Origin of the sequence: Streptomyces sp. NPDC002018, from assembly GCF_042890865.1 — a bacterium.
Lineage (GTDB): Bacteria > Actinomycetota > Actinomycetes > Streptomycetales > Streptomycetaceae > Streptomyces.
Window position 1 is genome coordinate 494,330 of the sequence record NZ_JBIASO010000001.1, and the last position, 20,198, is coordinate 514,527.

At 71.9% G+C, this 20,198-nt stretch carries 20 protein-coding genes; 12 read left to right on the forward strand and 8 right to left on the reverse strand.

All coding sequences use genetic code 11. The features are described from left to right. Window positions 1-4: 4 nt before the first annotated feature. From ACFYYH_RS02095 to ACFYYH_RS02110, 4 genes are read right to left on the reverse strand one after another with little or no spacing between them, the layout of a single operon-like run. Window positions 5-1,468, reverse strand: a complete 1,464-nt coding sequence (locus ACFYYH_RS02095; protein ID WP_388544623.1) for an STM4012 family radical SAM protein — start codon at window positions 1,466-1,468, stop codon at window positions 5-7. After that, window positions 1,465-2,277: an STM4013/SEN3800 family hydrolase gene (locus ACFYYH_RS02100; RefSeq protein WP_388545287.1), complete on the reverse strand. Its 813-nt coding sequence runs from the start codon at window positions 2,275-2,277 to the stop codon at window positions 1,465-1,467. The genes ACFYYH_RS02095 and ACFYYH_RS02100 overlap by 4 nt, the downstream gene beginning before the upstream one ends. A 17-nt stretch (window positions 2,278-2,294) precedes the next feature. Beyond that, window positions 2,295-3,452 carry an STM4014 family protein gene (locus tag ACFYYH_RS02105; protein ID WP_388544626.1) on the reverse strand — a complete coding sequence of 386 codons (1,158 nt, stop codon included), beginning with the start codon at window positions 3,450-3,452 and terminating at the stop codon, window positions 2,295-2,297. Window positions 3,453-3,456: 4 nt separating this feature from the next. Continuing rightward, window positions 3,457-4,410 carry an STM4015 family protein gene (locus ACFYYH_RS02110; protein WP_388544629.1) on the reverse strand — a complete coding sequence of 318 codons (954 nt, stop codon included), beginning with the start codon at window positions 4,408-4,410 and terminating at the stop codon, window positions 3,457-3,459. A 159-nt stretch (window positions 4,411-4,569) separates the two neighbouring features. On the opposite strand from ACFYYH_RS02110, the gene ACFYYH_RS02115 reads away from it, so the two are divergent. Then, window positions 4,570-4,908, forward strand: coding sequence for a hypothetical protein (locus tag ACFYYH_RS02115; RefSeq protein WP_388544631.1), 339 nt, complete (start codon window positions 4,570-4,572; stop codon window positions 4,906-4,908). 78 nt (window positions 4,909-4,986) lie between these two features. Beyond that, window positions 4,987-5,988: a DUF6745 domain-containing protein gene (locus tag ACFYYH_RS02120; protein ID WP_388544634.1), complete on the forward strand. Its 1,002-nt coding sequence runs from the start codon at window positions 4,987-4,989 to the stop codon at window positions 5,986-5,988. Between the two features lie 50 nt (window positions 5,989-6,038). Here ACFYYH_RS02120 and ACFYYH_RS02125 read toward each other — a convergent pair whose 3' ends face one another. Next, window positions 6,039-6,932, reverse strand: a complete 894-nt coding sequence (locus tag ACFYYH_RS02125) for a carbohydrate kinase family protein (protein WP_388545290.1) — start codon at window positions 6,930-6,932, stop codon at window positions 6,039-6,041. Between the two features lie 106 nt (window positions 6,933-7,038). Further along, entirely contained in the window at window positions 7,039-7,659 is a 621-nt protein-coding gene (locus ACFYYH_RS02130) for a TetR/AcrR family transcriptional regulator (RefSeq protein WP_388544636.1), read from the reverse strand. Between the two features lie 375 nt (window positions 7,660-8,034). Here ACFYYH_RS02130 and ACFYYH_RS02135 point away from each other — a divergent pair, with 375 nt between their 5' ends. Further along, the gene (locus ACFYYH_RS02135) at window positions 8,035-9,264 is read left to right on the forward strand and encodes an MBL fold metallo-hydrolase (protein WP_388544639.1); all 1,230 of its coding nucleotides are present in this window, start codon (window positions 8,035-8,037) and stop codon (window positions 9,262-9,264) included. 134 nt (window positions 9,265-9,398) lie between these two features. Here the strand turns inward: ACFYYH_RS02135 and ACFYYH_RS02140 are convergent, their stop codons facing one another. Beyond that, window positions 9,399-10,181: a DeoR/GlpR family DNA-binding transcription regulator gene (locus ACFYYH_RS02140; RefSeq protein ID WP_388544642.1), complete on the reverse strand. Its 783-nt coding sequence runs from the start codon at window positions 10,179-10,181 to the stop codon at window positions 9,399-9,401. 128 nt (window positions 10,182-10,309) lie between these two features. On the opposite strand from ACFYYH_RS02140, the gene ACFYYH_RS02145 reads away from it, so the two are divergent. The 6 genes from ACFYYH_RS02145 to ACFYYH_RS02170 all read left to right on the forward strand — a co-directional run bounded on the left by ACFYYH_RS02145 (window position 10,310) and on the right by ACFYYH_RS02170 (window position 15,705). Next, the gene (locus tag ACFYYH_RS02145) at window positions 10,310-11,194 is read left to right on the forward strand and encodes an SIS domain-containing protein (protein WP_388544645.1); all 885 of its coding nucleotides are present in this window, start codon (window positions 10,310-10,312) and stop codon (window positions 11,192-11,194) included. A 301-nt stretch (window positions 11,195-11,495) separates the two neighbouring features. Continuing rightward, on the forward strand, window positions 11,496-13,703 hold the full coding sequence (locus ACFYYH_RS02150) for an ATP-binding protein (protein WP_388544646.1): 2,208 nt from the start codon (window positions 11,496-11,498) through the stop codon (window positions 13,701-13,703). Window positions 13,704-13,710: 7 nt separating this feature from the next. Beyond that, window positions 13,711-14,148, forward strand: coding sequence for a roadblock/LC7 domain-containing protein (locus tag ACFYYH_RS02155; RefSeq protein WP_388544649.1), 438 nt, complete (start codon window positions 13,711-13,713; stop codon window positions 14,146-14,148). A gap of 2 nt (window positions 14,149-14,150) precedes the next feature. Further along, window positions 14,151-14,522: a DUF742 domain-containing protein gene (locus tag ACFYYH_RS02160; RefSeq protein WP_388544651.1), complete on the forward strand. Its 372-nt coding sequence runs from the start codon at window positions 14,151-14,153 to the stop codon at window positions 14,520-14,522. Then, entirely contained in the window at window positions 14,500-15,117 is a 618-nt protein-coding gene (locus ACFYYH_RS02165) for an ATP/GTP-binding protein (RefSeq protein ID WP_388544652.1), read from the forward strand. The genes ACFYYH_RS02160 and ACFYYH_RS02165 overlap by 23 nt, the downstream gene beginning before the upstream one ends. Window positions 15,118-15,168: 51 nt before the next feature. After that, window positions 15,169-15,705, forward strand: coding sequence for a GAF domain-containing protein (locus ACFYYH_RS02170; protein WP_388544655.1), 537 nt, complete (start codon window positions 15,169-15,171; stop codon window positions 15,703-15,705). 83 nt (window positions 15,706-15,788) lie between these two features. Here the strand turns inward: ACFYYH_RS02170 and ACFYYH_RS02175 are convergent, their stop codons facing one another. Then, the gene (locus ACFYYH_RS02175) at window positions 15,789-16,844 is read right to left on the reverse strand and encodes a LacI family DNA-binding transcriptional regulator (protein WP_388545294.1); all 1,056 of its coding nucleotides are present in this window, start codon (window positions 16,842-16,844) and stop codon (window positions 15,789-15,791) included. Between the two features lie 228 nt (window positions 16,845-17,072). Here ACFYYH_RS02175 and ACFYYH_RS02180 point away from each other — a divergent pair, with 228 nt between their 5' ends. From ACFYYH_RS02180 to ACFYYH_RS02190, 3 genes are all read left to right on the forward strand, one after another. Then, window positions 17,073-17,936, forward strand: coding sequence for an ABC transporter permease (locus tag ACFYYH_RS02180; protein WP_388544658.1), 864 nt, complete (start codon window positions 17,073-17,075; stop codon window positions 17,934-17,936). Between the two features lie 203 nt (window positions 17,937-18,139). After that, window positions 18,140-19,159 (forward strand): ABC transporter substrate-binding protein, encoded by a 1,020-nt coding sequence (locus tag ACFYYH_RS02185; protein ID WP_388544661.1) that lies wholly within the window; start codon window positions 18,140-18,142, stop codon window positions 19,157-19,159. Between the two features lie 14 nt (window positions 19,160-19,173). Continuing rightward, the gene (locus ACFYYH_RS02190) at window positions 19,174-20,037 is read left to right on the forward strand and encodes an ABC transporter ATP-binding protein (protein ID WP_388544663.1); all 864 of its coding nucleotides are present in this window, start codon (window positions 19,174-19,176) and stop codon (window positions 20,035-20,037) included. Window positions 20,038-20,198 lie beyond the last annotated feature (161 nt).

Below are 20,198 nucleotides of genomic sequence, written 5' to 3' on the forward strand. Positions count from 1 at the left end.
GGGCTCACTTCGCCTCGTACGCGGCCATCGCGGCCCGTACGGAGGGGGAGAAGAGCGCGGGACCCAGGGCGTCCGAGTACGCGAGTCCCTCGGGCGACAGACGCAGCAGCCCGGGGCCGGCGTTCTGGTCCAGCCAGCCGAGGGCCGCGAACCGGGCCAGCTCGGCCGGGAAGTCCTCGGCCGGCGCCGAGCCGAACCGCTCGCGGTAGCCGGCCACCTCCATGCCCCGCGCCTGGAGGAGCGACTGGAGCAGATGGCGACGGCGTGGCTCGTCCCCGTCGACCCGGCGGCCGACCTCCGCGCGGGAGAAGTCCTCCGTCGCCGTATAGGCGTCGATGATGGTCCGTATCTCGCGCATGTCGACGGCGTAGTCGAAGGAGTAGTGGAGCCCCGAGGTGTACGAGCGGGCCCCGCAGCCGAGGCCGATCATGCCGTCGGTCTGGCAGGCGTAGTCGTCCGCTCCCCGCGGCGGTGCGCCCGTGTCGCCGTCCGGACGGCGGAACATCCGCAGGGACACCTGCTCGTACCCCTCGGCGAGCAGCCGGTCCCTGCCCTGCCGGTAGAGCCGCAGGCGCTGGGCGTCCCAGGCGGCGTCGCTGCCCGCGCCCAGTCTGCCGAGACCGGTGAGCGGCCGTACATAGAGGGGATAGAGATACAGCTCCTCGGGCAGCCAGGCGAGCGCGGCGTCCAGGGAGTGGCTCCAGGTCCGCTCCGTCTGGCCGTCGATACCGTAGATCAGATCGATATTGAGCACCGGGATCCGGGCGTCGCGGATACGGCCGAGCGCGGCCTCGACCTCGGCGCGCCGCTGCGGCCGCACGGCGGCCCTCGCCTCCGCGTCGACAAAGCTCTGGACACCGATGCTCAGCCGGGTGGCGCCGCGGTCGGCGAGCACGGCCAGCCGGTCGGCGGTCGCCGTGGCCGGGGAGGTCTCCACGGAGAGCGGAACGGCCCGCAGGTCGGCGCCCATCCGCCGTTCGGCGATGTCGCACAGCCGGTCCAGCTCACCGGCGTCGAGGAAGGTGGGCGTACCCCCGCCGAAGGCGGCGGCGGCGAACCGCACGGGACCCGCGCCGTCCTGGCCCGGCCCGGCGAGGGCGTCGCGCACGGCGGTCGCCTGCCGGTCGAGCGCGTCGAGATAGCGCGTCGTCAGCTCACCGGGCGCCCCGATACGGGTGAAGAGATTGCAGAAGCCGCAGCGGACCTCGCAGAACGGGATGTGCAGATAGAGGGAGAGGGCGTCCTTGCGCTCGCCGGCCCACAGCTCGCGCAGCGCGGGGCGGTCGGGCAGCGGACGGTAGGCCGTCTTGTGCGGATAGGCGTAGACGTAACTCTCGTACGGGCGCGGCGCGACGGCGCCGACAGTCGCGGTGGGTGTGGGTGTGGGTGTGGGTGAGGGTGAGGGTGAGGGTGAGGGTGAGGGTGTGGTGGCGGTGGTGCCGGTGGTGCCGGTGGTCGTGGTGCTCATGGGCGGTCCCCGTGCTCCAGGAAGAAATGGGCGTACGGCACGGTCCAGACGGCCTCGTGGCCGAGCCGGTGTCCGGTGAATCCGTCGTCGCCGTACGTGGTGCCATGGTCGGAACAGACGATGGTGAAGCAGCGGCGGCGGCTGCTCGCGACGGCGAACAGCCGGCCGATGTGCCGGTCGACATATTCGAGAGCGGCGGCGTGCGTGGCCCGGGAGTCGCCCGACTCCCGGGTGGCACCGGGCAGATGGAACCAGTTGGGCTGGTGCAGCGCGGACACATTGACGAAGAGGAAGAGCCGCCGCTCGCGGTCGAGACCGGCGACGGTCCGCTCCGCACGGGCGATCTGGGCCTCGAAGGACGCCGGCGCTGTCACACCGAACTCCGGCTCCCAGTGGCTCTCCTGGAACAGTCCGGGCAGGACCGAGCCGAGCGCGCCCCGCCGGTTGAAGAAGCCGACCCCGCCCACGCAGACCGTGCGGTAGCCGGCCGCCGCCAGACCCGAGACCAGATCCGGGGTGTCGTAGACGAAGGTCCGCCCGGCCGTGGTCTCACTGCCCCCGAAGCGGGCGGCGAACAGCCGGGGATGGGTGCCGGGCACGGCGGGCGTGGGCAGGAACCCGGCGAAGATCGCCTGGTGCGAGGCATAGGTGAAGCTGCCGGGCGCATGCCGCTTCTCCCAGCGCCCGCCCGGGAGATGACGGGCGAGATGGGGGATACGGCCGGCCGCCGCGAGCTCCTCGGCCACATCGAAGCGCAGGGTGTCGAGGGTGACGAGCAGCAGATCGTCCCGCCCGACCACCTCGTTCATGTCCGGTGTCGTGGTGGTCATCTGAGGCCTGTCCCGGATGCCGGCGCGGTCGTCCCTCGGTGGTCCCCGCGTGTCACACGCCCCGGCAGGGCCGCGAGCTGGGCCGCGTAGGTGTCCAGCCCCTCCGCGCCCCGGCCGGGCAGGCCCGTGAGACCGGGCAGCAGATCGCCGAAGGCGTTGACCTCGCAGACGGCGAACCGGCGCCAGCCCCGGGCCGGCAGCAGATCGACGCCCACACAGTGGGTGCGGGGAAAACAGCCGGCGGCCTCTTCGCAGACCGCGAGGGCCGCGGCCCAGCTTCCGCCCGCCGCCTCGATCGCGGCACGGGCCGCGTCGAGATCGCCCCGGAGCCCGCCGAGATGGAGATTGGTCATGGGGGAGGTGCTGGTGCGCAGGACCGCGTGGGTGGCGCGGCCCGCGACGACGACCACCCGCAGATCGGCCGACCGGCCCCCCTGCGCGGCCTTGGGCACCCACTGCTCGATATGCAGTCCGTCGGGCGCGAGGGTGTCCACGATCGCCGCCACCTCGCGCTCGGTCGTATAGCGGCGCACCCGCAGCGAGTTGTACAGCCGCCCCGCGCCGTCGCGCTCGACGGAGGTAATGGCCCGTACCCGTTCCGGGCCCGCCGTCTCGACGGCGAGCACCCCGGACGCCGACGACCCGTGGGCCGGCTTGACGAACGCCCGGCGCAGTCCCGCCGCCGCCATCAGGGACCGTACGTCGTCCCAGCCGGAGACGGCCGGGCCGCCGGGGCCCGAGGTGGGCGACGCCGGGAGCGCCACCCCCGCCGCGTCCAGCACCCCGTGGCAGAGCCGCTTGTCGAAGAGGACCGCCAGCTCGTCCGGGTCGTCGAGCAGCTCGGCCCCGGCGGCGGAGGCGGCCCGCCCCAGCTCGCGCGCGGCGGCCGTGAACCGGGCGTACCAGCGGCCGGTGCCCTCGACACGGGTGGGATCGTCCGTGTCGCGCAGCAGTCGCTCCACCTCGGCGTCCTCGCCGGGGGAATCGATCCGTACGGTCTCGCCGGACCCGAACCGGGCCTCGCCGCGAAGTACTTCGAGCCAGGGCACGACCCGGGCGGCGGGCAGCCCCGCCGCCCGCACGGCGTCCTGGAACAGGCTGACGCGGCGGTTGCCGGGATTGCCGACGACGGTCAGGCGCGGGGACGATGACATCGGATCACTCCGCGACGGCGGTGTAGCGGACGTTGTCGTCGTCCTCGTCGTCGTCCGTTTCCCCGCCCTCGTCCAGGTCGACCTCCACGCCGGCCGCGCCGAGCGTGGCGAGAACGCGCTCGCGCAGCGCCTCGCTCACATAGTTGTGGTGCAGATCGAGCTTCTTGAGATGGGTGAGCGGCTGACCCGAGAGCAGGGCCTCCACGCCCTCGTCACCGAGGGTGCCCATCGAGAGATCGAGGATCTCCAGACCGGCGACGACCGGGGCACCGGCCAGCGCGATCGCGATCTCGTCCTGGATCTCGCTGTTGCGCAGGGCGAGAGAGCGCAGCTTCGGCAGGCGCGACCCCGCCAGGACCGGCGCCAGATCCGCCACCTCGGTCGTCGCGCCGTAGTCGCTGACGCCGAGCCAGAGATCGAGGTGCTCCAGCGCGGGCAGCTCACTCGCGCCCACGGCCCGCACCACGGCGGCGTCGAGCCCGCCCGTCTCGACGGTGAGCGAACGCAGCCGTTCGTGCCGGACGGCGGGGAAGCGGAGCCCCTGACCGCCCCGGACACCGAACTCCAGCAGTTCGGGGAAGGCGTCGAGCAGCGGGGTCACCAGACCCTGGTTGATCCAGGAGATCTCGCACTCGTGGAAGGTGATGTCCCCGAGGAAGAGCGAGCGCAGCGCGGGCAGCCGCTCGCGCTCCGCGACGATCGCCGCGATCAGTGAGTCCGGGCCGCTGTCATAGGCATCGCTCCAGGAGCCGACGATCAGTGTGGTGACCTGTGTGGTGTCCACGGCCGCGAGGAAGCGGGCGAACGCCTCCTCCCACTCCTCCTCGGCCTCGTACGAATCGACCGAGATCCGCCAGGCCACGGAGCCGGGAGCCGGGAGCTCCGCCTTCGCGGTGGCGGCCGGGAAGTCGAACGCGGGCAGGCCGTTCAGCTCCTGCAAGTGGCTCGAAATGGTCATGGGACAAGCTCCAGACAGCGGTGGCACGGATCGGCTGATGTGGAGCAGTTCTACCAAGCGCCACTGACAACACCCCGGCCCGGGGCCGATTGTCAGACCCTGCCCTTAGCGTCGTTCACAGGTTCGGCGCACTCGGCGCCGCCGGTGGAGGGGAGAGCCATGTACCGGCAGGGAGACGTGCTCATCGCGCCCGTCGCGGAGGAGACGGTGCCGTCGTATCTCCTGGACGCGTCGCGGGTGTCCGGGGAGCCGAGGGACGCGCGGGGCCGGCTGGTCCTGGCGCTCGGCGAGGTCACGGGCCATGCCCACGCGGTGGCCGGGCCCGGCCGCCTGATCCGGGCGACGAGCGACACGGCCGGGGCGGTGTATCTCCATCTCCCGGACGGAGGACGGGTGGTGCACGAGGAGCACGCGGCGATACCGCTGCCCAAGGGGTGGTTCCGGGTGGTGCGCCAGCGTGAGTACCTGCCGGGCGCGGTGCGGATCGTCGCGGACTGAGCGACCGGCGGCCGGGCCCGCGGGCGTGGCCGCGCGCGGAGAAGTGTGGACAGGGACGACAGGGGACGGGCTTCAGACATGAGTGACATGGACAAGTGGCGGGCCGTGGCGGCGGCGACGGGGGAATCGGACCGGCCGGCCGCCGAGCGCGGAGTGCGGCTCGCCTACCGCAGGGCGGGCCTGGCGGAGCCGGAGCGGATCATCTGGGCCGGATCGCCGCTGGCCGGCGCGGAGCTGGCGGGGGCACTGGACGACGCGGGCCGGTCCGTGCGCGACAGGGTGCGCACCCACCCCTGGGCCGAGGAACGGCGCAGGGTGCACGACGCGTTGGGACCGGCCGGCTGGGCCGAGCACTGGAACGCCACCGGCGCGCGGCTCTGGGACACCGGCCGGGGGCTCGCCGAGCGGATAAGGACCGGTGTGGTGGAGGCGCTCGCCGACCGGCCCGCCGAGGCGGCCCGGATCCGAATGGTGCTGCTCGACGCGGTGCTGGGGCAGCACGACGCGGCCTGGCTCGCGGCCTTCGACGGGCACAGCGAACGCCTGGAGGGGCTCGCGGAGGTGGCGCGGCACGCCGGCTGGTGGTGGCCGTACGAACGCGCGGTGGTGGTGTGCGAGCGTCCCACCGAGCTCCACCGTGACGAGGCGGGCCGGCTCGACCGCGGCGACGGCCCCGCGCTCGCCTACCCCGACGGCTTCGCGCTGTACGCCTGGCGCGGGATGCCGGTCCCGGCCGAGTTCCTGACCGAGCTGGTGTCCCTGACTCCCCGGCGGATCCGGGACGAGGCCAACGCCGAGCTGCGCCGCGTGATGCTGGAGTACTACGGCTACGACCGCTATCTGAGCGAGTCGGAGGCGCAGCCCGTCCACCGGGACGGGACCGGGGTGCTGTGGCGGATCCCGCTCGACGGCGACGAGGACATCGCGATGGTGGAAGTGGTCAACTCCACGCCGGAGCCGGACGGTACGTACCGCACGTACTGGCTGCGTGTGCCGCCCACGACGAGGACCGCGAAGCAGGGGGTCGCCTGGACCTTCGGACTGGAGACGGAGGAGTACGAGCCGGTGCGCCAGACCTGAACGGCGGGCGCCCCCGGTCCGCGGGCAATCACCAGGCAGTCAGCAGGCCCTCAGCTCGTGGCCGGGCGGAGGCTGCCGGGGACGAGCGCGTCCGGGCCGATCAGCGCCGCGTTGCCCCCGCCCGTACAGGCGTAGGCACCGGCCACCGCACCGAGCCGGGCGCAGGCTTCGAGGTCCAGCCCGGCCAGCCGGCCGTAGAGGAACCCGCAGACATACGCGTCCCCCGCACCGTTGGAGTCCACCACGGGCGCGGGCGGAAGGGTCGCCGGGACGGGCCGCGGGGTACGGCTGCCCTCACGGCTCATCAGATACGAGCCGCCCGCGCCCGCCGTCGCGATCACGGCCTCGGCCCGGCCCTCGCGCAGGATCTCCCGCATCACCGTGGCGATCCGCTCACCGGCCCCGGCCGCGCTCAGGAACACCAGGTCGGAGCGGAGGGCGAACTCCCTGTGGTGGTCGGCGAGTCCGTCCCAGTCGTGCAGATCGGTCGAGACGGGGACACCGAGCGCCTCGATGTCGTCGAAGAGGAAGCGGGCGAAGTTGGTGATCGACAGATGGACATGGCGGGCACGGCGGAGGTGGGGCAGATAGAAGTCACGCGGCATACGGAGATCGGCGGGGTCCCGGCCGTCGTAGAACGACATGCGGCGGCCTGTCCGCTCCACGAGGTTGACCGCGCGCCGGGTGCCCGCCGGGGAGATCAGCGCCTCGAAGTCGACTCCGCCCTCCGCGAGCCGCGCGCGGATCTGACCGCCCGTCCAGTCGTCCCCGATGAAGTCGAGGAATTTGACGTCCAGTCCGAGCGCCCGGCAGCCGAGGGCCACATTGCCGCCGGTGTGGCCGGGCCATTCACGGATCGGTCCGACCCCGACCGAATCGGCGAGGGGGACCGGCAGTGAGTCGACCCGGACGACGGTGTCCACCCCGCTGCCCCCGACGACCAGCACATCGTGACCGAGCTGATCGGTCGGACCGCTCTGCTGCTGTGCCACAGTCTTCCGTCTTCCTGTCCGGTTCCGGATGTCCGGCGGCCCCGGTGGGGCCGCCGTTCTACTCTCCGGGCCTGCCGAGCGCCGCGCGGTCGATGCCCAGTTCGCGGGCGAGCGCCTCGTCCGCCCACTCCAGCATGGTGGCGGGCGGCAGTGAACCCGCGTACGACGTCATCTGAACCGCCAGTCCGTCCAGCATGGCCGTCAGCCGCCCGGCCGCCGACACCGGGTCCGCGCAGACGAATTCGCCCGCCGCCGTTCCCTCGGCGACGACCTCGGCGAGAGCCGCCTTCCACTGCTGGTCCAGAGCGCGGGCCGGCTCACGCAGCGCGGGCTCGCGCAGCGCCGCGGCCCATCCCTCGATCCACAGCCGCCAGCCCTTCGCCCCGCCCGTCGGGGCGTACCAGCGGACCGCGTCGTGCACCCGCTCCAGCGCGGGGGCGCGTCGGCCGAGCAGTGCGCGCAGCCGGGCCAGCTCACCCTGCGCGGCATGCGCGAAGGCCGCCGCGACCAGCTTCTCCTTCGTCGAGAAGTGGTAGAGCACCAGCGCGCTGCTGACCCCGAGGACGGCGGCGACATCGGAGATCCGCACTGCCGCGACGCCCCGGGCCTCGATCTGTCCGACGGCGGCACGGAGCAGTTCCTCGCGCCGTTCCGACACACTCAGCCGCACTCTCGCCACACGGGTCACCCTATCGAGCCGCGGGGGCTGTCGTGGCGTCTCACCGGTACCACCCACCCGTACCGCTCGTACCGCTCGAACCGCTCCGACCACTTCGAACGCGCAACTGAATCACTGGTCAGTATCGAGGTGGTGATCCTCCCCGTCGAGGCGTCCGGCCCGTCGGTCAGCCGTGGGCCGGGCCGCCTCCGCAGGCCGCTTCCCGGTCCCTTCTGGGTTCGACTCGGGCCGACTTGAGGGTCTGAACGGGAATCCTGGGGGCACCGACGACGTTGTAGGGCCGTGCGGTGGGCGGAAGTGTTTCCGATCCGTTCGCCCCGCACAGAGAAACGCGCCCGGACATAATGGGACAACACCGAACCTCCAGGAGGTGCTGTGACAGCCGCTGGTTCCACCCCTTCGTTGCGCTCCCGGCTGCGCTCGCTGCGACCCGCGGCCTTCGGGGCCGACTCGGCAGGAGCGAGGCTCGAGCGGATCCACCGCTCGCCCAACTTCGCCGACGGGGTGTTCCGGAACCCGGTGGGTGCCAGGACCAGACCGTCGGGCTCGGGTCTGGAGTTCGCGAAGATCTACTTCCAGAAGGAAGCGCGGGCACGGCGGGCTCCCACGGGCACCATTCCGGTGCACTCCACCACCCTCGCGGATCTGGCCGTGCCCCCGGCCAGTGGACTGCGGCTCACCTGGATGGGCCATTCGAGCGTGCTCGCCGAGATCGACGGCCGCAGGGTGCTGTTCGATCCCGTGTGGGGCGAGCGATGTTCACCGTTCGGCTTCGTGGGTCCCAAGCGGCTGCACCCGGTTCCCGTACCGCTCACCTCGCTCGGTTCCGTCGATGTCGTCGTGATCTCCCACGACCACTACGACCATCTCGATCTGCCGACCATCCGGGCCCTCGCCACCACGGACACGGTCTTCGCCGTACCGCTCGGGGTCGGCGCCCATCTGGAGCGCTGGGGGGTGCCCGCGTCCCGCCTGCGCGAACTCGACTGGAACGAGTCCACGGAGGTCGCCGGCATCCGGCTCACCGCGACTCCGGCGCGGCACTTCTGCGGCCGCGGTCTCCGTAACCAGCAGCACACGCTCTGGGCCTCCTGGGCCGTGGCGGGACCCGAGCACCGGATCTACCACAGCGGGGACACCGGCTACTTCGACGGCTTCCGGGACATCGGCGCGGAGCACGGCCCGTTCGACGCCACCATGATCCAGATCGGTGCCTACAGCGAGTACTGGCCGGACATCCATATGACCCCGGCCGAGGGGATGCGCGCCCATCTCGATCTCCAGGGCGACCGGCCGACAGGCGTCATGCTGCCGATCCACTGGGGCACGTTCAATCTCGCTCCGCACCCCTGGGCCGAGCCCGGTGAGGGCACGATCGAGGCCGCCGTCGAGGCGGGCGCCCGGATCGCGCTGCCGCGCCCCGGCCAGCCCTTCGAACCCGGCCGTGAGGACATCCCCACCGCGCCGTGGTGGCGGCCCGTGGCCGCCGTCCCCCCGGGCGGCTGGCCCCTGGTCGTCACCGGTCTCGCGGGGCAGGACGCCACCACCGCGGCGGGGGGCGGGGGAAAGCCGGGGGAGACGGCCGAGAAGGCGTCCTCCGCGTAATCCCGGAGTGATTCCGGAGCCGGGCTCCGAGGCTTTCGCGCCCCGGTCCTGTGGTGCGGTCCTGCGGTGTGGTCCTGCGTCCTGTGGTGCGGTCGTGCGGTCGTGTGGTCCGGGTCGTCAGACCCGGACCACGGTCAGACCTGGACCACGGACACTCCGCGTTCCTCGAACCGCGCACTCCGTTCCGGGGCGCCGGCGTCCGTGATCAGTGTCCCGATGTCCTCCACCGGACAGATCCGGGCGAAGGCACGGGTGCCCAGCTTCGAGCTGTCCGCCACGACGACGACCCGCTCGGCCCGCGCGGCGAGCAGCGCGTTGACGCTCGCCTCGTGCTCGTTGTGCGCCCCGGCGCCCGATTCCGCGTCCACGGCGTCCACACCGAGGAAGGCGATGTCCAGGCTGACCTCGCCCAGAATGTGCCGGGCCAGCGGTCCGACCAGTTCATAGGAGTGCGGCATCGCGACGCCGCCCGTGGTGACGATCTTGATATGGGGCCGTACCGCCAGCTCATGGGCGATGTCCAGCGCGTTGGTGACGATCGTGAGCGCGGGATCGTCGGGAGTGCCCCGCAGATCCGCGCGGGTGGCGAGGGCCCTGGCCACCTCCGAGGTCGTGGTCCCGCCGTTCAGGCCGACCACCATGCCGCGCCGGGCCATCGCCGCCGCCGCCCGTGCGATGCGCTCCTTCTCCGAGGCGTGCCGCACCGCCCTGTACCGCAGGGGCAGCTCGTACGAGACGGAGTGGGCGACCGCTCCGCCCCGCGTACGCGTCAGCAGCCGCTGCTCGGCGAGATGGTCGAGATCGCGGCGCACGGTCGCCACGGACACCCCCAGCTCGGCGGCGACGGAGTCCACGTCCAGCCGATGGCGCTCGGCCAGCAGCTCCAGCAGGGTCGTATGCCGCTCGTGGCGATTCACCGCACTCTCCCCCCGACTCGATCGATCTGATCGTATCCGAGCGATGACTGCTTGTTGCTGCTCGCAAGGGTCCCCTAGCATGCAGAAGACATCAGAAAGTCCCGTCGGCGGTGAAGGGGGAGCGTCGCATGACCTATGTGCAGACGGAACTGGCCGGGCAGCCCGAGTGCTGGCGCCGGGCCGCCGCGCTGGTGGACGAGGTGCGTGAGCGGCTGCCCCGGGCCGGTGAGCGCACGGCCGTGATCGGCTGCGGCACCTCCTTGTTCATGGCCCGTGCCTACGCCTCGCTCCGCGAGGACGCGGGGCTGGGCGAGACCGACGCCTTCGCCGCCTCGGAGTTTCCCGCCCGCCGTCGTTACGACCGGATCGTCGCGCTGACCCGCTCCGGTACGACGACCGAAGTGCTGCGGCTGCTCGCGGAGGTGCGCGGTACGGCCCGTACGACCGCGATCACGGCGGACCCGGCCACTCCGGTGCGCTCGGCGGCCGACGATCTGGTCGTCCTCGACTTCGCGGACGAACGGTCCGTCGTCCAGACGCGGTTCGCCACCACGGCCCTCACCCTCCTCCGCGCCCATCTCGGGCTGCACACCGATGCCGTGGTCGCGGACGCGGAGACGGCGCTCACGGATCCGCTTCCCGAAGGCATCACCGCCTGCACGCAGTTCACCTTCCTCGGCCGGGGCTGGTCGGTCGGGCTCGCGGAGGAGGGCGCGCTCAAGATGCGGGAGGCGTCGCTCGCCTGGACCGAGGCGTATCCGGCGATGGAGTACCGCCACGGTCCGATCAGTGTCACGACCTCGGGAACGGCCACCTGGGCGCTCGGGCCCGCCCCCGAGGGGCTGGCGGAGCAGGTGAGGGCGACCGGCGGACTGTGGGTGGCGGGCCGGCTCGACCCGCTGGCCGAACTGGTGCGGATCCAGCGGCTCGCCCTCGCCCTGGCGCAGAAGCGCGGCCTCGATCCGGACCACCCGCGCCATCTCACGCGCTCCGTGATCCTCCCGTCCGCGTGACGCGCCGATCACCGGCGTGACCTGATCACCCGTCATTTTTTCGTATGTGCCCCCTGGGGATCCGGCCCGGCGTCCATGCCGGGCCGTATGCGTATTTCGCGCTGATGTACGACGGCTCATACCGGAGCGGGATGCTCTGTGGGCAGTTGGTCAACTGTCCACCACGGACGAACGCCTGGCGACTACCGTGTGTGGCCGGTGATCAACGGAAAGCTTGCGGCATACGTCGGCTCCCCGCTGCTCCACCGCCGGAACGCCGGCACGACGCCGGTTCCTGGGGCCCCACGTACCGAGGACACTGATGTCTCAACTTCGCGCACCCGTCGCGCGGCCGGAGCGCCGTGAAGGCGGGCGGCACGGCCGGCCGGGTGCCCGCTCACTGTCAGCGGCGGCCAGGCGACGGCAGCGACCGCTGCCGTCCGACGTCCGCATACGCCCTCAACTCCTGCGCACGGCCGTCCTCCCGGCGATAGTCGCCGCACTGAGCGGCGCCGCGGCCGTGGTGGTCGTCCTCCGCTCGGCCGCGGCCGAACCGACCGCCGAGATCTGGACGGCCCTGGTCGGCACCGCGCTGCTCGCCTTCGCCGCCATCGGCGCGGCTGCGCTGGGGGCGGAACGTACCGCCAAGTCCATCGTCGACCGCTGCGAGGCGCTGCACCGGTCCAGCGTGCGCGGGCAGGCCGACCTCCGTACGGTCGTCGAGCAGCTCAGACGCGGCGAACGCCTTCCCGAGCGCCGTACTCCGCCCCCGGCCCCGTCTCCGGCCTCGGCCTCGTCTCCGTCTTCGTCCCCAGCCGCGTCCTTGTCCCCGTCCTCGGCCGAGACGCCGGCAGGGGATGAACTCGACCTGCTGGCGGAGGAGATGAGCCGGTCGCGGGAGGCGGCGGTGACCGCGGTCGTGCAGGCGTCAAGACTCTCCAGCAGCGTCGGCAACGAACAGAAGGTCGAGGTCTTCGTCAATCTGGCCCGGCGGCTCCAGTCGCTGGTCCATCGCGAGATCCAGCTCATCGACGAGCTGGAGAACCAGGTCGAGGACCCCGAGCTGCTCAAGGGCCTCTTCCATGTCGACCATCTCGCGACCCGTATCCGCCGCCACGCGGAGAACCTCGCCGTCCTCGGCGGGGCCGTCTCCCGGCGCCAGTGGAGCAAACCGGTCATCATGACCGAGGTACTGCGCTCGGCCATCGCCGAGGTGGAGCAGTACCCACGGGTCAAGCTGGTGCCGCCGATCGACGGCGCCCTGCGCGGCCACGCCGTCGCCGATGTCATCCATCTCCTGGCCGAACTGGTCGAGAACGCCACGCTGTTCTCGTCCCCGCACACCCAAGTGCTCCTGCGCGCACAGCATGTGACGGCCGGGCTGGCCGTCGAGGTGGAGGACCGGGGCCTCGGGATGCCGCCCGGCGAGCAATCGAAGATGAACGCCCTGCTCGCCCACCCCGACCAGGTCAATGTCGCGCATCTTCTCCAGGACGGACGGATCGGGCTCTTCGTCGTCTCGGCGCTGGCGCGCAGACATGGGATCGCGGTGCGGCTCCAGTCCAATATCTACGGTGGTGTCCAGGCCGTGCTGGTCCTGCCGCAGGCGCTCCTCGGCGCGGACCCGACGGAGCCGGACGGTCATCCGCCCGCGCCCCCCGGTGTGTCCGTACCGCCGCAGTACGCACCGGTGCCGCCCCAGCCCCGGCCGCCCCAGCCCCGGCCACACCAGCAGCCCGAGCGACGGTCGCCGCAGCGGCCGCACGGGGCGCCGCCTCGGCCCCCCGCCGCACCGGCCGCACCGGTCGCACCCGACGGATCGGCACCGCCCGACGGATCGGCACCGCCCGCCGGAGCCGGACCGTCCGCCGGACCCGTCGCGCGGTCCACCCCCGCCGCGCGGTCCATGTCCACGGCGCAGTCCATGCCCGCCGTACCTCCCGGGCCCGGCGGCCCCGGGGCGTCCGCCGGGCCCGCTCCTCTGCCCGTGCGCGGGGCGCGGACCGACCGTCCCACGCCCGCCGCCGCGCGTCCCGGGGCCCGCCACGGCCGGCGGCGGGCCCCCGCCCCCGCGGAGGCGACGCCCGCCCGCCCGCTCGTCGAGCCGCTCGACGACGGCGCGCTCCGCACCACCGTGAGCAGGCCCCAACTGCCCAAGCGCCGTGGCCAGGAACATCTGGTCCCCCAGCTACGGGACGGTCCTCCACCCCCGCCCGCCGCCGAGCCCGCGCTCCACGACCCCGGGCTGATGGCGGCCTTCCGGCGGGGCATCGGCCTCGCCGAGGCCCAGCCCCTGGCGCGCTCCGCGGAACAGCCCGCCCTGGGGCCGGGAGCCGAGTCCGTACCCCTGCCCGGCCCGCTGCCCGTCGAGGAGCCGGCACCGCCCCCTGCCGGCCGGTCCGATCCACTGCCCGCCGACCCCTCCGATCCGCGGTCCCCGCGGCCGGGTGCTCCGGCGACGGACCCCTTGGCGCAGCCGCCCTCGGGACCGCCGGAACCGCGGCGCCACGACACCACCTCCAAGGAGTAGATGCACCATGGTGAGCGATGTGCCGACCGGCCATGACTCGGACCTCGACTGGCTGATGAGCGGTCTGGTCCAGCGTGTCCCGTACACCCGCAGCGCGGTGCTGCTCTCCTCCGACGGCCTGGTGAGATCCATGCACGGGATGGACTCCGACAGCGCAGACCACATGGCCGCCCTCGCCTCCGGTCTGTACTCCCTGGGCCGTAGCGCGGGGGTGCGCTTCGGGGACGGCGGCGAGGTCCGTCAGGTCGTGGTGGAACTCGACTCCACGCTGCTCTTCGTCTCCACGGCGGGCTCGGGAACCTGTCTCGCCGTGCTGGCGGGACGCGAGGCGGACGCCGCGGTACTCGGTTACGAGATGGCCATGCTGGTCAAGAGCGTACGGCCGTATCTGGTCACCCCGCCGCGGCAGACGGCCGGTTCCGTGCCGGGCGCCCCGGGGCGCTGACCGTGCCGGTCCCGAAGGACGGGCCCCTGCTCGACGGCGCGGCGGGCCGGCTCATCCGCCCGTACACCGTCAGCGGGGGCCGTACCCGGCCGACGACATCACTCGATCTGCTGACACTCGTGAGGGCCACGGGCACGGTGGCCCCGGCGCATCTCGGCCCGGAGCACGCCCAGGCCGTGGGGCTCTGCCGGGGAGTGACCTCGGTGGCGGAGGTCGCCGCCCATCTGGGGCTCCCCGCGACGGTCACCAAGATCCTGCTCTCCGATCTGGTGGACTGCGGGGCTATCACCGCACGACCCCCCGACAGCTTCGAGAACCCCACCGACCGTTTCCTGCTGGAGGCAGTGCTCGATGGTCTACGACGACAGCTCTGAGACCCTCCCCGGAGCCTTCGCCCACCCCTTTCCGACCGCGCTGAAGATTCTCGTCGCCGGCGGTTTCGGGGTGGGCAAGACGACCTTCGTGGGAGCGGTCAGTGAGATCGCGCCGCTGAGTACGGAGGAGCTGCTGACCCAGGTCAGCGCGGCGACCGACGATCTGACGGGCGTCGAGACCAAGACGGCGACCACGGTCGCCATGGACTTCGGCCGGATAACGCTGGACGAGCGGCATGTGCTCTATCTCTTCGGCACACCCGGCCAGGAGCGCTTCTGGTTCATGTGGGACGAGCTGTCGCGCGGCGCGCTGGGCGCGATCGTGCTGGCCGACACCCGGCGGCTGGACTACTCCTTCTCCGCGGTGGACTTCTTCGAGCAGCGGGGCATCGGATTCGTGGTGGCCGTCAACGAGTTCGACGGCTCCTACCGCTACGGGGCGGAGGAGGTGCGGGCCGCCATGGACCTCAGACCCGAGGTGCCGATCGTGCTCTGCGACGCCAGAATCGCCAGCTCCGGTATCCAGACCCTGGTCACGCTCGTTCAACATCTCATCACCTCGTCACCGTCACCGTCCCCGGTACCGGTCGAATGACACGGACACCCCTCGGAGCACCCATATGAAGACGAAGCACGGAGCACGGGCATGACGTACGACCCGATCGGACGTCTGCTCCTCACCCCTGTCGACCGGGAGGCGCCCGAGCGGGTGGCGCGGCTGCGCGCGCTCGGTCTCGGTGAGCGTCCCGAGCCGGCCTTCGACGCCTTCGCGCGGGAGCTGGCGCAGTTGACCGGCGCTCCGTACGCGATGGTCAACTTCCTCGGCGAGGAATGCCAGTTCTTCGCCGGACTGCACGCCCCGTCCCGCGCGGGGGAGGGGCGGTTCATGGCGAGGGACCTGGGCTACTGCCCGTATGTGGTGGTGCGGCGCAAGGCGCTGGTGCTGGAGGACGTACGGGACTTCCCGCGCTTCGCCGCGAACGCGCTCGTCGACGAGATCGGTATCCGCTCCTATCTGGGGGCGCCCCTCATCGACCGTACGGGTCTGGCCCTGGGCACCGTCTGCGTGGCCGACACCGAGCCGCGGCGCTGGGGGCGTTCGGGCCTGGACACCATCAAGTCGTTCGCGGCGGAGCTGATGACGCGGATCCGGCGCAGGGAGGACGGGCTGATCATCTGGTGAGGGGGTGTCGGGTGAGCCGTTTCGGGCGAGGAGTTTCGGGGGAGCCGCCTGACGGCCCGTCAACGGGCCGGTCGGCAGCGGTGTCAGCGGCTCTCCCCGTACGGCGGGCCGACGGGGGACGGCGGCGGCGCGGTGCTCGCGCGCAGGACGACCTCGCCGCCGACCCGCAGCACCCGCGAGCGTGTCCCGCGTGGCTCGCGCAGCGCCAGTGAGATCACACCCTCGCCCATCGCGGTGAGCGGCAGGGCGACCGTCGTGAGCGGGGGAGTCAGCTCCCGTACGAGCGGTATGTCGTCGAAGCCGGCGAGCGAGAGGTCCTCGGGAACCCGTATCCCCGCCTCCCGGAAGGCGGCCAGCGCCCCCACCGCCATCACATCGGTCACCGCGAAGACACAGGTGGGACGGGCCGAGCGGGCGGACCGTACGAGCAGTTCCCGCGCGGCCGCGTAGCCGCCCTCGCGGGTGAAGGCGCCGTGCACCACGGATCCCGCCCCGAGGGTGATCCCCGCCTCCATGAGCCCTTCCCTGAACCCGGCCAACCGGTCGGCGACCGTGGTGAGTTCACGCGGGCCGCTGAGTACGGCGAACTCCCTGTGCCCCAGCCCCAGCAGGGCGCGGGCGAGATCGGCGGCCCCGGCGCGGTTCTCGGGCAGCACGGCGTCGGTGCGCAGACTGCGGTGCCGGCTGACGACGGCGACCCGGCCGCCCGCGCGGATGTACGGTGCCAGTTCGGCACCCAGTCTCCGTTCCCAGGAGGGGTCCTGGAAGCCCGAGCCGATCAGCAGAATCGCGCGGGCCCGCTGGGCGCGCAGCATGGAGACATACGCGATCTCCTTGGCCGGTTCACGGAAGGTGCTGGCGAGCATGACCAGGACGTCCTGCTCGGCGGCGGCCCGCATCACCCCGCCCGCGATCGCCGCGAAGTACGGATCGCCCACATCGTGGCAGATCACACCGACGGTGTTGCTGGAGGCACTCGCGAGGGCCTGGGCATGGGCGTTGGGAATGTATCCGAGCACATCGGCCGCGGCACGCACCCGCTGCCGCAGCTCCTCGCGGACCCGCGCCGTGCCGTTCAGCGCCCTGGACGCGGTCGCCAGGGACACACCCGCGCGGCGGGCGACGGCGTCCAGCGTCACATGGGCCTGTGCTTCCCGTTCACTCAACTCACTCAACTCGACCCCCAGGTCGCGGTGGCGGTGGCGGCGGTGGGGCCCATGACGGCCCCCGAAACTTCGGGACGACCTATTGACCGTGCGGACGGGCAGTCATTAGCGTGGCGATCACCCTACCAGAAAGCGCTTTCTGAAAGCGCTTGTCGGGGAGCACCGCTCTTGCAACTACCCGGATCTCCCGAGGAGTTCACTGTGAGCCAGAGCGTCGTACCGGCACCGGCCAAGGATGTGGCGGGCGTCGCGGAGCGTACCGGACCGGGCACGGGTGAGCGGTTCGGCCGGGCGGTGGAGGCGGGCTGGCGGCCCGTCGTGCTGCTGGCCGCGTGTTTCGCCGTGTGGTGGGCCGTCGCCGCGGCCGAGCTGGTCGAGCCGTATCTCGTTCCCTCGCCGGGCGAGACGCTGGAGGTGCTCACGGGCAAGGCGGGCTATCTCTGGCAGCACACCTGGGTGACGACCTATGAGACGCTGCTGGGCTTCGCGATCGCCGTGGTGGTCGGGGTGGTCGCCGCCGTGGTGATGGTGTACTCGTCGACCGTCGAGAAGACCCTCTATCCGATCCTGCTGTTCGCCCAGGTCGTGCCGAAGATCGCCATCGCCCCGCTGTTCGTGGTGTGGCTCGGTTTCGGCATCACACCGAAGATCCTGATCGCCGTGCTCATCGCCTTCTTCCCCGTGGTGATCTCGATGGTCACCGGGCTGAAGGCGGTCGACCCGGAGATGCTCCAGCTCTCCGCGACCATGGGCGCGAAGCCCTGGCAGACCTTCGCCAAGATCCGCTTCCCCGCCTCGCTGCCTCATCTCTTCTCCGGGCTGAAGGTCGCGGTGACACTCGCGGTGACCGGCGCGGTCGTGGGTGAGTTCGTGGGGGCCAACGAAGGGCTCGGCTATGTGATCCTCCAGGCGAACGGCAACCTCGACACCCCGATGCTCTTCGCGGGACTGCTCGTCATGTCCCTGATCGGCGTGGTCCTCTTCGTCCTGGTGGAGATCGCCGAGAAGCTGCTGCTGCCCTGGCACGCCAGCCGTCGCGAGACCCATGTCACCACCGCCTACTGACCGGCGCCCGACCGGGCGCCCCACCGTCCACCGGCCGGCGCCGCGTCACCCGCTCACCGGCACCGATACCGATACCGATACCGACCAGCACGAACAGGAAGACGACCGGCACCACACGATCCGGCACGAAGCAACCGGCACGAACCAGTCGGCACGAACCAGTCGGCACCCACGACTCGACCCCGCTCCGGGAAGGGCCAGCCATGCATGCGCGCAGACTCCTGATCGGCCTCGTACCGCTGCTCCTGGTCGCCACCGCCTGCGGTGAGGACGGCTCGGGCACCAGCACCAGCGAATCGGGCAAGAAGCTCGACAAGGTGACGCTGACCCTCAACTGGTATCCGTACGGCGAACACGCGCCGTTCTACTACGGCAAGCAGCGGAAGATCTTCGAGAAGCACGGCATCGATCTGACGATCCGGGCCGGCCAGGGCTCGCAGAAGACCGTTCAGGCCACCGGCGCGGGGCAGACCGACTTCGGCTGGGCCGACACACCCGCCGTGCTCAGCGGGGTGGACCAGGGCGTCGCCGTGAAGAGCCTCGGTGTGTTCCTCCAGACCACGCCTTCCTCCGTGCAGTTCTTCGAGAGCCAGGGGGTCCGGACCCCCGCCGATCTCAGGGGCAAGACCATCGCGGGCACGGCCGGGGACGCGCTCAGCAAGACCTTTCCGATCTTCCTGGAGAAGAACGGTCTGAAGGAGTCCGACGTCAGCGTCCAGAACACCGACCCGGCGGGCAAGATCGCCGCGGTGATCTCGGGCAAGACGGACGCGCTCCTCGGCTACGCCAGTGACCAGGGCCCGACCATGCAGGACAAGGCCAAGAAGCAGGTCTCCTATCTGCGCTTCTCGGAGCACGGCCTCAACTTCTACTCCAACGGCCTGATCGCGGGCCGCGAGATCCTCTCCGGCAGGGGCGAACTGGCCGGGCGCATGGTGCGGGCCGTCAGCGAGTCCTGGGCCGCGGCCGAGAAGGCGCCGGGGCCGGCTGTCGCGGCGATGCGGGGCGCGTCGGAGCAACTGCCGCCGGAGAGTGTGCTCGCGGAGCAGTTCAGGACGACGCTCACGCTGCTGCACACCGACGCGACGCGGGACAAGGCGCCCGGGGTCAACACCGAGAGCGACTGGCAGCAGACCATCGATGTCTTCGCCGAGGCCGATCTGGTGAAGAGCCCGAAGCCGGTCGCGGAGTACTGGGACAGCGGCACGGCGCTGAAGGGATGACCATGGCCGGGGACATGACGCTACGGAAGACGGCCGGGCCCGGGGGCGGCACCCCGGCCGGGCCGGGCGCGGCGGGCACGGGGGGAACGGCGGCCGAAGGCGGGAGGGTCGCGGCCGTCGGTCTTGAGGACGTGGCCGTGCGCTTCCGCACGAAGAAGCGCGATGTGACCGCCCTGCACGGGGTCTCGCTCGATGTGACGCCGGGGGAGTTCGTCGCCATCGTCGGCCCCTCCGGCTGCGGCAAGTCGACCCTTCTCAAACTGGTCGCCGGTCTGCTCCAGGCCTCCTCGGGCGCCGTACGGCTGCACGGGGACCAGGTCGGCGGGCCCCGGCACGACATCGGCTATGTGTTCCAGCGGGCCGCGCTGCTGGAGTGGCGCACGGCCCGGCGCAATATCCTCCTCCAGGCCGAGATGCGCGGGATGCCGGGTGCGAAAGCCCGTGCGCGGGCGGACGAACTGATCGCGATGACCGGGCTCACCGGCTTCGAGGACGCGTATCCGCACGAGCTGTCCGGCGGGATGCAGCAGCGCGTCGCACTCTGCCGCGCGCTGCTGCACGAGCCGCCCGTCCTGCTGATGGACGAGCCGTTCGGCGCGCTCGACGCCCTCACCCGCGAACAGATGAACATGGAGCTGAACCGGATCTGGCGCGAGACCGGCACCACCGTGCTGCTGGTGACCCACTCCATCTCGGAGGCCGTCTATCTCGCCGACAGGGTGGTGGTGATGAGCCCGCGCCCCGGCACGGTCACCGAGATCATCGAGGTCGGGCTGGAGCCGGAACGCGACTACACGCAGACGCTGGGACGGCCCGAGTTCCGCGAGGCGGCCGGACATATCCGGGGGCTGCTGGGTGCCGCCTCGGCCCAGGACTGAACCGGAGGCCCTGCCCAGGACTGAACCGCCGGAGGCCCTGGGCGTGCGTCTCTGATATGGGATACCGTTCCATATGTGAGAGAGAACGCAACGGGGGAGCACACCCCGGGGACGGGGACCAGCACCGGGGGGACCGGAACCAGCACCGGCACCGGCCTTGG

What these genes read in the sequence shown, in the direction of transcription:
- ACFYYH_RS02095 (WP_388544623.1), bottom strand. Translation starts at nt 1,468, where the DNA reads ATGAGCACCACGACCACCGGCACCACCGGCACCACCGCCACCACACCC.
- ACFYYH_RS02100 (WP_388545287.1), bottom strand. Translation starts at nt 2,277, where the DNA reads ATGAACGAGGTGGTCGGGCGGGACGATCTGCTGCTCGTCACCCTCGAC.
- ACFYYH_RS02105 (WP_388544626.1), bottom strand. Translation starts at nt 3,452, where the DNA reads ATGTCATCGTCCCCGCGCCTGACCGTCGTCGGCAATCCCGGCAACCGC.
- ACFYYH_RS02110 (WP_388544629.1), bottom strand. Translation starts at nt 4,410, where the DNA reads ATGACCATTTCGAGCCACTTGCAGGAGCTGAACGGCCTGCCCGCGTTC.
- ACFYYH_RS02115 (WP_388544631.1), top strand. Translation starts at nt 4,570, where the DNA reads ATGTACCGGCAGGGAGACGTGCTCATCGCGCCCGTCGCGGAGGAGACG.
- ACFYYH_RS02120 (WP_388544634.1), top strand. Translation starts at nt 4,987, where the DNA reads ATGAGTGACATGGACAAGTGGCGGGCCGTGGCGGCGGCGACGGGGGAA.
- ACFYYH_RS02145 (WP_388544645.1), top strand. Translation starts at nt 10,310, where the DNA reads ATGACCTATGTGCAGACGGAACTGGCCGGGCAGCCCGAGTGCTGGCGC.
- ACFYYH_RS02150 (WP_388544646.1), top strand. Translation starts at nt 11,496, where the DNA reads ATGTCTCAACTTCGCGCACCCGTCGCGCGGCCGGAGCGCCGTGAAGGC.
- ACFYYH_RS02155 (WP_388544649.1), top strand. Translation starts at nt 13,711, where the DNA reads ATGGTGAGCGATGTGCCGACCGGCCATGACTCGGACCTCGACTGGCTG.
- ACFYYH_RS02165 (WP_388544652.1), top strand. Translation starts at nt 14,500, where the DNA reads ATGGTCTACGACGACAGCTCTGAGACCCTCCCCGGAGCCTTCGCCCAC.
- ACFYYH_RS02170 (WP_388544655.1), top strand. Translation starts at nt 15,169, where the DNA reads ATGACGTACGACCCGATCGGACGTCTGCTCCTCACCCCTGTCGACCGG.
- ACFYYH_RS02185 (WP_388544661.1), top strand. Translation starts at nt 18,140, where the DNA reads ATGCATGCGCGCAGACTCCTGATCGGCCTCGTACCGCTGCTCCTGGTC.
- ACFYYH_RS02190 (WP_388544663.1), top strand. Translation starts at nt 19,174, where the DNA reads ATGACGCTACGGAAGACGGCCGGGCCCGGGGGCGGCACCCCGGCCGGG.